General features: G+C 71.6%; 14 protein-coding genes. All 14 read right to left on the bottom strand.

Going from position 1 to position 11207, the window contains the following annotated elements; translation table 11 throughout:
* Window positions 1-79: 79 nt before the first annotated feature.
* The 14 genes from GGD89_RS18590 to GGD89_RS18530 all read right to left on the bottom strand — a co-directional run bounded on the left by GGD89_RS18590 (window position 80) and on the right by GGD89_RS18530 (window position 11104).
* On the bottom strand, window positions 80-1003 hold the full coding sequence (locus GGD89_RS18590) for a contractile injection system protein, VgrG/Pvc8 family (RefSeq protein ID WP_184048726.1): 924 nt from the start codon (window positions 1001-1003) through the stop codon (window positions 80-82).
* The gene (locus GGD89_RS18585; protein ID WP_184048723.1) at window positions 1000-1524 is read right to left on the bottom strand and encodes a phage tail protein; all 525 of its coding nucleotides are present in this window, start codon (window positions 1522-1524) and stop codon (window positions 1000-1002) included. Before GGD89_RS18585 ends, GGD89_RS18590 begins: the two co-directional genes overlap by 4 nt.
* Window positions 1525-3975 (bottom strand): phage tail tape measure protein, encoded by a 2451-nt coding sequence (locus GGD89_RS18580; RefSeq protein ID WP_184048720.1) that lies wholly within the window; start codon window positions 3973-3975, stop codon window positions 1525-1527.
* Window positions 3976-4069: 94 nt separating this feature from the next.
* Complete coding sequence (locus GGD89_RS20445; protein WP_281396754.1) at window positions 4070-4204, bottom strand: hypothetical protein; 135 nt, start codon at window positions 4202-4204, stop codon at window positions 4070-4072.
* On the bottom strand, window positions 4204-4524 hold the full coding sequence (locus tag GGD89_RS18575) for a phage tail assembly protein (protein WP_184048717.1): 321 nt from the start codon (window positions 4522-4524) through the stop codon (window positions 4204-4206). Before GGD89_RS18575 ends, GGD89_RS20445 begins: the two co-directional genes overlap by 1 nt.
* A 12-nt stretch (window positions 4525-4536) precedes the next feature.
* On the bottom strand, window positions 4537-5052 hold the full coding sequence (locus tag GGD89_RS18570; RefSeq protein WP_184048714.1) for a phage major tail tube protein: 516 nt from the start codon (window positions 5050-5052) through the stop codon (window positions 4537-4539).
* Window positions 5053-5171: 119 nt separating this feature from the next.
* Window positions 5172-6344, bottom strand: a complete 1173-nt coding sequence (locus tag GGD89_RS18565; RefSeq protein WP_184048712.1) for a phage tail sheath protein — start codon at window positions 6342-6344, stop codon at window positions 5172-5174.
* 3 nt (window positions 6345-6347) lie between these two features.
* Window positions 6348-6968, bottom strand: coding sequence for a DUF4376 domain-containing protein (locus GGD89_RS18560; protein WP_184048709.1), 621 nt, complete (start codon window positions 6966-6968; stop codon window positions 6348-6350).
* The gene (locus tag GGD89_RS18555; protein ID WP_184048706.1) at window positions 6968-7936 is read right to left on the bottom strand and encodes a hypothetical protein; all 969 of its coding nucleotides are present in this window, start codon (window positions 7934-7936) and stop codon (window positions 6968-6970) included. The genes GGD89_RS18560 and GGD89_RS18555 overlap by 1 nt, the downstream gene beginning before the upstream one ends.
* A 2-nt stretch (window positions 7937-7938) precedes the next feature.
* Complete coding sequence (locus GGD89_RS18550; protein WP_184048703.1) at window positions 7939-8259, bottom strand: hypothetical protein; 321 nt, start codon at window positions 8257-8259, stop codon at window positions 7939-7941.
* Window positions 8259-9014 carry a phage tail protein gene (locus tag GGD89_RS18545; protein WP_184048700.1) on the bottom strand — a complete coding sequence of 252 codons (756 nt, stop codon included), beginning with the start codon at window positions 9012-9014 and terminating at the stop codon, window positions 8259-8261. The genes GGD89_RS18550 and GGD89_RS18545 overlap by 1 nt, the downstream gene beginning before the upstream one ends.
* 2 nt (window positions 9015-9016) lie before the next feature.
* Entirely contained in the window at window positions 9017-9652 is a 636-nt protein-coding gene (locus tag GGD89_RS18540; protein ID WP_184048697.1) for a phage tail protein I, read from the bottom strand.
* Window positions 9645-10754, bottom strand: coding sequence for a baseplate assembly protein (locus GGD89_RS18535; RefSeq protein ID WP_184048694.1), 1110 nt, complete (start codon window positions 10752-10754; stop codon window positions 9645-9647). The genes GGD89_RS18540 and GGD89_RS18535 overlap by 8 nt, the downstream gene beginning before the upstream one ends.
* A complete protein-coding gene (locus tag GGD89_RS18530; RefSeq protein WP_184048691.1) occupies window positions 10751-11104 on the bottom strand; it encodes a GPW/gp25 family protein in 354 nt (117 codons plus the stop codon). The genes GGD89_RS18535 and GGD89_RS18530 overlap by 4 nt, the downstream gene beginning before the upstream one ends.
* Window positions 11105-11207 lie beyond the last annotated feature (103 nt).

Below are 11207 nucleotides of genomic sequence, written 5' to 3'. Positions count from 1 at the left end.
ACTGGAGGGTAGCCCATCCGTGGGGCGCGCCCCACGGATGGGCACGCAGGTGCGCCCCCACGAACAAAATTTCCAGACATCAGGTTACACAGCCGACCACCCAGGCAACGGCGTCGATCTCCGGGCGGAATCCAGTCACAGCGAGCGGTTGGCCGGCGATGATCTCCGGCCGGCCGAATGCCAGGGACAGGCGCAGGTCGCGCTGCCCCCGGGCGATGTCGGTCAGGGCGGCGCGGGCGGCGGCGGCGGCCTCGGCTTGGGACGGGTAGACCCGGCGCAGGGTGGTGACGGTCCCAGAAGCCCCGGCCAGCTCCGCCCGGTCCTCGGCCGCGTCATGGTCCCGCCAAACGGCGCGGACCCCAGTCGTCTCGCCCTCGCGGTCCTGGATCCCGAAGGCATGCGACGCGGTGTCCGTCCGCGCCACGGTGACGGCGGGCAGGGTCGCCCCCTCGGCCGTGACGCCGGCGCCGCGCGGGGTAAAGACCAGACGGCCGTCCTTGATGGTGCCGATGGCGTCGACCTGTTGCGCCAGGCGCGTGACCAGGTGGGCGTCCGATTCCGTCGCCTGATCGAGATGGGGGATCGGCAGCGCGGCCAGGGAGTCGGCAATCGCCGGCGCCAAGCCGTGGCGCGCGGCGACGCTCTGAAGGACCGCGCCCAGGGTGGTCTCGTCATAGGACGCGTCCCGGTGGGCGCGCAGGCCTCCGGTCAGATCGGCGGCACGGGCCTTGATCTCGATCCGATCGGGCGGGCCGGCGTGGCGGACCTCGTCGACCCGGTAGCGCCCTTTGTCGATCAGGGGCGATCCCTGCCAGCCCAACGCCACGCGCAGGATGACGCCACGCCGGGGCAGCGTAAGGGAGCCGGTGGGATCGGCGATCGCCAGGGTGAGTTCGTCGGAATCCAACCCGGGCTTGTCGGTGACGGTCAGGGACAGCAGGCCCGCCGCCACGGCCGCCGTCACGTCCACAGCGTCGGCGGTGACGCGCCACGCCGGGATCACCGGTACAGGCTCCACAGATCGCCGACGGCCCCGGCCAGGGCTCCGGCCGCGTCGCGTGCGCCCGCGATGACGTCATCGGTGGTCACGGCCCCCAGGCGGCCGGGCAGGCTGTCCGTGAGGGCGCCGCGCCCGGCGATGTCGTCGTCGGAATAGCGCGTCAGGGACAGGGTGAAGTCGACCTTGCGCGGCGTGCCGTCGTTCATCATGTGCGTGCGGGTCTCGCGCACGCTGGATACAACCCACGTTCCCCGCCGGCGCCCCTGGCCGTCCATCAGCAGCCACGCCTTGCCCTCCGACGCCATGCGGCGGAGCGTGTCCAGATGCACCGGGCCGCCCGTGACCTCCGGCATCAGGGTGCCGGACAGGGTGAGCGTGTCCGCCCCCGGGCCGGTGTACTGATAGGCGGGCGCGGCACCCGCGCGGTCCTGCGACGGCCAACGCCAGGAGCTATCCCGCGCCATGTCCGCGAACGGAACGGTGTCGGTCTGGAACGTGAACAGGCCGAGGGTCATCAACGGCATTTATCGCACTCCATCATAGAGATGCGCACGGGCGGCGGAGCGGCGGTCTGCGTCCCGGGCGTCCAGCTCGGCGCGCACGAGACGCGCAACCTCCTGGGCGTCCAGGCCGGGCGGCGCGTGGACCGTGATCTGGTAGGTGTCGTGGGAGTCCACGGCGGTGGTTGCCCCGGCCGCCTGGGCGGCGGCGGCCACCCCCGGGGCGGTCTCGACGATGCGCACGGGCGGGGTGTCGTCGTTGGCCGGGCGGGTGATCGATGGGCGCCCGTCCGCGTAGGGCTCGCGGCTCGCGAACCGCCCCGGCAGGGTCGGCCGTGTCGGCGGCGCGCCGGCGTCGGGATTCGCGGGCGTTTCGTCGTCCGCGTCGGAGGATGGCCCCAGCCCAAGCGAGTCGAGCGCCCAATCGGGCAACAGATTGCGGAAGCCGGCCAGCATGTCGTCGAGGGCTTGGCGCACGGGCGCGAACAGCCGATCCGCCAGCCCGGATAGATCGATGCCGAACAGCCACTCGAACAGGCCCTCCCAAGCACCGCGAACCAAGGCCCAAGGACTGGTCTTCGTCAGGGCCGCCCACAGGCCCGCGCCCAGGCCCCGATCGAACGCGGCGCGCACGGCGTCCAGGGGGGCCAGCAACGCGCCGGCGAGGCCTCCCGCCGCGCCCAGCACCGGGCCGAACCAGCGCGACACCAACCCGGACAGGTCGATCCCGAACAGCCAGTCGAACAGGCCGTCCCACGCGTCGGCGATCAGACGCCACGGGTTCAGTTCCTTGAGCATGGTCCAGAGCCCGGATCCAAGCCCCCGGTCGAAGGCGGCCCGGACCCGGTCCATCTTCGCGGTGAACCACGCGCCGATGCGGTCCCAGTTGGCATAGATCGCATAGGCCCCGAACGCGATGCCGCCGATGACGGCCAGGATGGGGTTGGTCATCAGGGCGGCACTGAGGGCACGCACGCCTCCGATCACCGCCGGCAGGGCGGAGCTTGCGAGGCTCACCAGCTTCGCCCCGAGCGTCACCACGGATCCGATCAGCCCAGCGTTCATGGTTGCGATCACCGCGATAATGGCGTTGTCCCAGCCGCCGATGGCCTCCACGACGCGGCCAACGCGGGCGCCGAACGCGCGCAGGCCCTCCAGCACGCCCGACCAGTCCACCCGATCAAGCGCGGCGGTCAGGCGTTCGACCACGGATCCGATCTGTGTCGCGATCAGGTCCCGGTTGGCGGCGATCCAGTCGCCCAACTGGCGGATCAGGGGTGTGAGCACCGGCGCCAGCCGGGCGGCGATGGTCTTGGACAGGCCGCTCAACTGCCCGGTCAGGCGGCGCAGGCCGTCCGACAGGGAGCGCGCGCGGGCGATATCCTCGGCCGGCAGGATCTGGCCGGAGGCCTCCGCTTCCGCCCGCATGCGGCGCAGTTCGTCCGTGGAGGTGGTCAGCATCTCCACCATCTGCTCGGCGGCCGCTCCCCCGAACAGTTCGTCCGCGATGCGCTGGCGGGCGGCGACGTCCTGGATCCCCTCCATCTCGCCGCGCACCAGTTCGAACAGGGCCTCCGTGTCGCCCTTGGTGGCGGTGAGCTGGTCGCGGGTCAGGCCGAGCCGTTGGAACGCTTCCGCCCCCTCGCCGGCGCCGGCGGCGGCGAACTCATCGGCGCGCAGGCTGAGTTCCTTGAGGCCGTCGATCATGGCGTCCTGTTCGATGCCGAACCGGCCGCCGACCGCGATGAGACTTTGCAGGGCCGTCGCCCCCACGCCCAAACGCCGGGACCACAGGTCGATCTCGCGGCCCGCGTCCGCGAAGCCCTGCACCATGGACCCCAGCCCGGCCGAGGCCAGCCCGCCGCCGATCAGTCCGCCCAGGCCCGTCGCCCCCACCAGCCCGGAGAGCCGGCCGGAGACGGCGCCGGCGGCCAGGGCCGCCCCACCCGCCGCGCGGCGGATGCGGTCAAAGTGCGCCTCGATCCCGGCCAGGGCGTTGGCGTGCCGTGTCGCGCGCGCCATGTCGGCCGACAGGCGCCGGGTCTCGGCGGAGGCGTGTTCCGTGTCCACGCCGGCGTCCCGCAAGGCCTCGCCCGCGTGGGCCATGGCCTTTTGAAGGCCGTGGGTCCGCTTGATCAGCCCGGCCTCTTTCTTCTCCAGGAACGCCACATGTTGGGTCGCGCGCTGGAACGCCCGGCCGGACCCGTTGGTCTCTTGGGTGACGCGGGCCAGCTTCTCCCGTGCTCCGGTCAGCTCGTCCTCAAGATCGGCCAGCGCGCGCGTGTTCTGCCGTGTCTTGGCGCGCAAGGTGCGGAACGCGGTCAACTGTTCGGCCGAGCGTTCCAGGGTGCCCAGCCGTTCCGCCGCCGCGCGCGCCCCGCCGCTCATCTGGCGCGCGGCCTCCCGCACCCGGCGCAAGGGAGCGGTCGCGTTGTCGATGGCCGCGAGGGCGATCTTGAGATTGAGATCAGCCATTTTTGGTGTCCTTTCGCCCCAGCTCGGCCTTTGGCCTCGCGGGGCTCCGGGCCTTCGGCCCGCCGGCCCGGTCGGGCCGGTTGGGGTCTCCCGATCACCGGGCTTTTTTCGCCGCGTCCGCCTGGGCGGTGAGGACCTCGACGGCGAGGTCGTAGGCCTCGGCGTAGCGATCGAGCGCCAGGGCGTCGAAGACGTCCGGAGGGAACGAGCCCGGGAACGCCTGCATCATCACACCCCAGGCGGCGCGGGCGTCGTCGGGGATACCCCCTCGGCCGCCGGCGACGGCGGCGCGAAAAAACCCAGCACCTCCGCCGTCAGGGTCAGAAGGTCGGACGGGTGGAGTTCGGCCAGATGCACGGCGGCGACCGCGTCCAGGCTGATCCGGGGCACGATGGACAGGACCGCGTCGACCTCGGCGTCCTCCAGGCGGGCGAGCTTCAGGCCCCGCAGATCGCCGGCCTTGGGCGCGCGCAGGCGGAGGGTATCGAGGGTCTTGTCCGTCCCGAACGGAATCGGGTGGGTGAGTTTGACGGTAGTAAAATCGCTCATGACGGGTCCCCCTTAACTCACCAGCCCGATCGCCCGGCGGATATCCGCCTGACGGTCGACGCCGTCGACGATCTCGGTTCCCGCGATCAGGTCGATCTCGATCAGGGTCTCGCCGTTGACGCGGTAGCGGTAATAGGAGCACGGGACCTCAACGGTCATCTTGGCGACCTCGCCCAGCTTGGCCGTCCCGTGGCTGATCTTCTTCCAGCGGCCCCGCACGGCGATCTCGATGGCGTCGGTGTTGGCGTCGTTCTCGTCCGAGCGCGCCCCGGCCAGGAAGCGCACCGGCGTGGCGTCGGCGCCGAACAGGCCCCAGGCGCGCAAGACGTCCTCGTTGAACTCGGTCAGGGTGAACGACAGCGACAGGCCGGACAGGCCCAGGTCTGTCTCAACCGGGCCGAGCATGCCGGCGTTGCGCAGGCTTTCGGTCGCCCGTTCCAGTTCGGGCAGGGTGACGTCCTCGGCGAGGCCCGCCATGGAGCGGCCGTCGACGATGACCGTCCAATTGCGGATCGTTTTCGAAAGCATTGGTGAGTCCTTTCGGAAGCTCGACCCGTCCCACTCCCCCACCCGGCCACCCAACGACAGTATGATGTGGGTGGTCGGGTGGGGGAGCGGGGCGGATCAGACTCCGGCGCAGCCGGGGGTTAAACCGCCATCTGGGCGGCGAAGTCGACGAGGTAGTCGCTGGTGATGGTCTGCTCGAACAGCAGGTTTTCCAGCGGCGGCACCGGGGTGTAGTCGTAGGAGATCGTCAGCTTGCCGGCGTAGAGCTGCGATGCGCTGTTCTTGGCCGGGTCGAACCAGGCCCGCCCGCCGATCAGATAGCCGCGCGCCACCAGCTCGCGCATCTTGGCGTCCACGCTGTCGACGATGTCCTGGGCGATGGTGGGATGCAGGGTGCGGCCGATGACGTACAGGTGCGCGCGCGCCATGGTGTCGGCCAGCACCTGGGCGGTGCGGGTGTAGGACTCAAACGCGAAGGCCGTGTCCTCGGAACAGGTCCGCGAGCCCCAGAAGCGGAACCCGTTTTCCCGAATCAGGGTGGTGACGTCGCCGGCGTTGAGCACGCCCGCGTCCGAGGCCGGGCTTTGCAGCGACCACGACACATCCCGCGACAGGCCCGTGACCCCGTTCACCGGAACGTTGGACAGCGTCTTGTGCCAGCCGGTGTCTTCGTCGATCTTCGCCCGCAGGCCCAGGGCGCGCGCCGTCGCCCAGGCGGCCTGTGTGGTGGACGTGGCCGTATCCCAGGCGGTGAAGTCCGGCCAGATCAGCATCAGCTCGCGCGCGCCGAACCCGGCCCGATACAGGACCGCCTCCGACGGGGTGTCGCAGCCGTAACATCCGGCGTAGGCCATGCCGCGCAGGTCCTGGGCGATCGTCACCAGCTCCGCCGTCACCGCGTCGGTGTCCAGGCCGGGCGCCCCCAGAATGCGCGGGGTCACGCCAAGCTGGCCGGCCGTCGCCCTCAGGGCATGCAGGCCAGTCTTGTGACCGTCCGCGCCGGCGCCGCCGATGACGTGGGTGGTGGTCTCGGCTTCGGTCGCGCCCTCGGGCACGCGGACGACCACGGTCAAGGCGTTGGCCTGATCGGCGATGGCATCCAGCACCCGGGCCAAGGTGCCGCTTTCGCCCGCCTTGCCGGCGGCCGTGCGCACATCGGTGATGAGGGCCGGCCGGTTCTCGGGGAAGGTGGCGGCGTCGGCGTCGGCGGCCGTGGCCACAAGGCCGATGACGGCGGTCTCGACGGTGCGGATCGGACGGACCACGTCGGTCAGTTCGACCACGCGCACGCCGTGGTGATAGTCGGTGGCCATGGGTCAGGTCTCCTGTTCGGCCGGGGTGGTCGTGGTCGGCCACCCGGCGTCGGGATCAAGAGCGTCGAGGGCGGCCGTGTCCTCGGCCGCGAGGGCGGCGTCCTTGAGGTCGCGGGCGTGCTGCACAACGGCCGCGTACCAGCCGCCGACACCGGCGGCGAGGGTCAGGCCGTCGCCCGGGTCGGGCAGCGGGATGCGGATGTTCTCCGTGGTGATCCAGCCCTGGGCGTAGGCATCCGGCCATGCAAGCGAACCGGCGTTCGCAGCGAGGGCCGTAATCGCCATGCCCCCCAGATCGGCGCGGGCGTCGGCATGGACCGCGACGTGCAGGCTGGTGCCGTCCTGGTCGACCGCGTAGCCGGCGGCCAGGACCTCCGCCTTGCGGGCCTCGATCGCCCCGATCACGGCCGCGCGTGCCTGTTCCAACGGGGTCGCGGGTTCCGGTTCGGGGTCCGGTTCGGGCGGGGCCGTCCATTCGTCGCCGTCCAGCAGGGCGCCGGGGACCACGTCATCGGGGACCGGCACAAACTCCGCCGCGATCAGCGGGTGGAAGAGCGTCGCGGGATCGGCCGTGACCACGTCCACGGCGCGGTTGTTGAGAATGCGGGCGTAGGTCGTCATCATCACCACTCCACGATCACAAGGCCGTCGCCACCGCGACCGCCGGCCATGTCACCGCCGGGGCCAACGGTGACCGGGTAGCCCTGGCCTGCGACCAGGTCGAACACACCCAAGGCGAACCCGCCGCCCCCGCCGCCGCCGGCGTAGGAACTTCCCTGCGTGATGTCCCCGCCGCCACCACCGCCATACCCGCCAATGCCCCCATTGGATCCGCCGCCCGCGAAGTCGCCCCCTTCTCCGCCCCGCACAGCGGCGGAGGCATAGGTCCCGGACCCGCCGCCTCCGGGGCCGCCCGGCCCCGCGAAATAGACCCCGGTTCCGGAAGGGGCCGGCATGCCGCCCCCGCCCGGGAAGCCATCGCCCGGGAACCGGATCGTGGCCCATTCCGGTGTGCTGCCCCGGTTCCTGAAATCGGTGGACTCAACGAACGCGCGGCGCCCCGAGGCATCCGGCCCCGCGAAGGTGGCGGACCCTCGGCCGTAGGCGCTCCCGCCGCCGGTGTGACCCCCGTGGCCCAGGCCGACGCCTCCACCGCCGCCCCCACCGTCGCCACCATTCCCAAGCTGGGAGCCCGCGCCGCCACCGCCGCCACCGGAGCCGGTGTTGTCGGCCCCGGCGCCGCCGCTGGCCCGCATATCCCCGCCGGCGCCGGTACCGCCGGCGCCGCCAGCGCCTCCGGCGTTGTGCGAGCGCCCCCCCTGACCGCCGGTCGCGGACAGCAGCGCCGCAAAGGAACTCGTGCCACCGGGGAGCCCGTCGGTGCCACTACCGCCACCCGAGCCGCCGCCTCCCAGGACGCGGATGCGGTGCGGCCCCGTGCGCTCCGGAACGAACCGGCCGGCCTTGTAAAACACCCACCGCCGGCCCGTGCCGAACGTGCCGAGCTGCCCCGCAACCGCCCCCAGGGCGTAGGTCGTCGCGCTGCCACCGGCGGCCGTGGTTCCCTTGGCTTCACTCAAGAATCGGCCCATGGTCAGGCGCTCCCCTCAAAACCGTGAATGCGATAGGTGCAGGTGCCGGCATCGTCGCGCACGATGACGCGCTCGCCCGGGCCGGCCACGATGCCGGAGCGTTCCAGGACCCCGCCGGCGGCCGGAACGGTGACGTCGTATTCGATCCAGTCGGCATCGGCCGGCGCGGCGTTGGGCGTCACGGCGACCCGCACGGTGGCGGGCTCCTCGCCACGGTTGACGACGGCGACGTTGAGCGTCGCGACCGTGTCGGCGGGCACGGTGTAAACGGTGGTGTCGGTGTCGGTGGGCGGGGCCGCCGCCCCCAGGCGTCCGGATGCCATCAGAGTTGCCCCATAAAGAAGGTGAAGGCCCGACGGTCGGCGCGGTCGGCGGCCAGTCGGGCGGAGACGTGCGCGGCCGTGCCGGCGGGTGTGGTGGCCCGGGTGGTGTCGTCGCCGGCGCGGGCCTCGGTGACGGTCGCCAGCTCCACCAGCCCGGGGCGGGTGGTGGTCGCGGTGCGGGCCGACAGGGTGGCGGGTGTGACCGCGCGTTCGGCATCGGCGCCGTCGCGGACCTCCGCCTCCGTGGCCAGCTCCACAAGGCCGGGTTCGGTGGTGGTGGCGTAGCCCGGAAGCCGGTCCAGCACCCACGCCTGGGTCGCGAATTGCAGGCTGGCGTCGATCTTCAACTCGATGTTGGCCCGCGCCCCCACGACGGCCTGGATCTTCAGGGCCATGTCGTTGGAGGCCCCCTCGGCGATCACCGGCTTGTAGGTCTCCGGCCAGTTCGCCAGCAGGATCAGGTCCCCGTCCGCGTCGAAGGCCCCCACCTCCCGGATGGTCCAGCCGCCGGTCTGCGGCGGGATGACCAACAGGGCCTCAAGCACGGCCTCATCCGCCGGCGTGCGGTGGATGCTGGCGGGTGTCGAGCGGTAGACCTCCCCCACCAACGCCGTCATGGTCTCCCTCGGGGTCACGGGCGCCCCGGCGCCGTCTCCGACCGCCATATGGGTCAGTTCGACCGCCTGCCCGGTGACGAGCCCGTTGGCGATCTTGGCCGCACCAATCGCGGTGAGAAGACCGTAATAGTCGGCCATGATCAGGCGCCCTCCCGGGCGGGGTGAACGGTGAGTGTGGAGACCATGGAGACGGCCGCGCCCGCGTAGGACGGGCCGGACACGGTGATCTCGGACGGGGTCCAGGGCAGGACCGTCCCGCCGGTGCCGCCGATGACGAAGGCGCCGGCGTACACGGCGGCATCCACCCGCCCGACGGCACGAATGCCGGTCAGGTGCGAGCGGACGTTCTTCGCCGCGAGGGCCGTGCGTTCGATCTCGGTGTAGGTGTGCGACGTGATCGGCTGGCCGAACACGTCGACCTCGAGCCGGAACGTGTAAGGCTCGGCCGGCGGCTCATCGTCGGGCCATTCGATCAGCCGGGTGTCGTATCCGAGGCTTGCGAGCGCCCGCTTGACCGCGCCGACGGTGCCCTTGACCGCGTGGACGGAATAGGAATCGGCAATGACGCGGCGGCGGGTGGCTTCCGGCCACGCGTCGTCCCATTCGTCCACCGAACAGGCCCAGGCCAGCCAGGGCAGAAGATCAACCGGACAGGTGGCGGGGTTCCACAGGGTGGCGATCACCTCCGGGGCGAGCCGGCCGTGCGCCGACGCGATCACGGTCTCAAGGGCGCGTTCCAGCGGCGTCGCGTTCGAGGGCAGCAGCGACCTAGACATCCCGCCCTCCCACGGTCACGGCGATGTCGACGCAGTACGCGGCCTCGCCCGGGCCGATGACGATGTCGGCGGCGGGTTCGATCAACTCCACCCTTTGGACCCCCGGCCGATGCAGGGCCGCGAACAGGGCGGAGCGGGTCACGTCATGCCCGAGGGCGTGGCGCGCGGCGACGGTGTCCGCGAGTTCCTGGACGGCGGTTCCCAGCACCGGGGCGGAGGCCGGCCCGTCGTACAGCCATAACCGAGCCTCGACGGTGTAGGGGACGATGGTCGCGGACTGGACCGTCACGCGGTCGGTCAGGGGCCGCACGTCGTCGTCGCGCAGCCGCGCGGCCACGATCGCCAGCACGCCCGCGCATTCATAGGTGACCGCGACCGTGCCGCCGGGCGGGATCACCCCGCCGGGGATCCGGGTCAGGGTGTTGGTTTCCGGATCCCAGCGATAGTCCGTCTCGGGCTCCGCGCCGGTCACCGTCAGCCCGGTGATGGCCTCGCCTTCGAGCGTGGCCGTATCGCCCGTCAGGGTCACGGGCCGGTCGGTGACGGTCTCGCGCTCCGTCACGGCGCCGTCGCCGTCGTGTCCCAGGATCGTGACCACCACATCGCCGGGCGTCGGACTGACAATGGCGGCATCGCGCACCCGGCCGTCCGCCGCGAGGGCATGATAGCGATAGGCCCCAACCGGCCCGGCCGTGTTCAAGCCTTCCCAGGCCAGTTGCACCCGGCCGCGCAGGGCCGCGTCCGTCTCCATGACGGCCCCCGTGGGGGGCGTGGCGTCCGGATCGGCCGGAACCACGGTCAGGCGCACGGTGTTGACCAGGGCCGCGAGATTATCCAGATCGGCGCCGGTCGCGGTCGCCAGCAGCACGGCGCGCGCGGCGTCGTTGATGCGGGCGCGTAGCACCAATTCGCCATAGGCCCACCGCTGCAACAGGATGACCAGCGGATCGGATTCCAGTTCCGGATCCCAATCGGGCAGCGCCGCCGCAAGGGCGGTTTTGGTCTCCGTCCGCATGCGGGCGAGGATGGCCTCGTAGTCCAGGGCCTCCACCACATCCGGCGGCGGCGTGGCGGACATGTTGATGACCGGGCCGTCGCTCATGCGTTGGCTCCCGTCAGAGCCACATCGACGGTCAGGGGAGCCCCCGACAGGCGCAGGGCAAGGTCCAGGGTCAGGGTCGCGCGGCCGTCGAACCCGGCCGACACCGCGCCCCGCAGCACACGCACGCGGCGCTCCCAGCGTTCGACGGCGTCGGCGGCGGCGGCGATCAGGCGCAGTGTGCCGGCCGCGTTGCCGGGCGCGTCGATCAGATCGAAGACGTGGCTGCCAAACGTGCGCCGGCGCAGGCGCGAGCCCACGGGCGTGGTGACGATGGTCTGGACCGATTGCGTGATATCGGCCAGCTCGTCGGGCAGGCGGGCGCCATGGTTTCGGGAGATGGACAGGCCCATGATTCCCCCTAGAGTGCTCTGGGGTCGGGTTGAGTCGCCAGGGATTCCCATGGGATCGATTTTATGATTCAACGGACTGACCGTTAGGAGGTCGGTCCGCATG

This window comes from Roseospira visakhapatnamensis (assembly GCF_014197915.1).
Classification (GTDB): Bacteria; Pseudomonadota; Alphaproteobacteria; order Rhodospirillales; family Rhodospirillaceae; genus Rhodospira; species Rhodospira visakhapatnamensis.
The sequence above is the reverse complement of the archived record's forward strand: the minus strand, read 5'-3'. Positions and strand labels throughout refer to the sequence as shown.